Below are 327 nucleotides of genomic sequence, written 5' to 3'. Positions count from 1 at the left end.
AAGCCCGCGCTGGCGGGCCGCGCGACGCAGAGCCTCGGCGGCAAGTACCGCCTCGATGCTGCGTTCGCCAGCGGCGATGACTACGGTGGAAGCGTGCATGGGAACTCCTGGAATGCTTGATCACCGCGCCCATCGCCACTTCACCCAGCTGCTGGCCATGCAGGCCGAACCGTTCGACCAGCGCACCCAGCGTACGGACCGACATGCCGAGGTTGCCGACGCCCAGTGCGCTGTGCTGCGCCGCGACGGTCGCCTGTCCGGCCAGCTTCAGGTTGCGATCGGCCACTACCTCCTGGCCGTCCGGCGCCTGCACGCGCACCTTGCCGG

The 327-nt window shown here is 69.7% G+C and carries 1 protein-coding gene; it reads left to right on the top strand.

Translation table 11 applies throughout. The annotated features are described in order from the left end of the window. Positions 1-97: 97 nt before the first annotated feature. Positions 98-327: hypothetical protein (locus ABGA94_RS08365; protein ID WP_375366992.1), on the top strand; the 230-nt coding region annotated here is incomplete at its 3' end.

Origin of the sequence: Stenotrophomonas sp. 3diitr2024 (assembly GCF_042136455.1) — a bacterium.
Classification (GTDB): domain Bacteria; phylum Pseudomonadota; class Gammaproteobacteria; order Xanthomonadales; family Xanthomonadaceae; genus Stenotrophomonas; species Stenotrophomonas sepilia.
The sequence above is the reverse complement of the archived record's forward strand: the minus strand, read 5'-3'. Positions and strand labels throughout refer to the sequence as shown.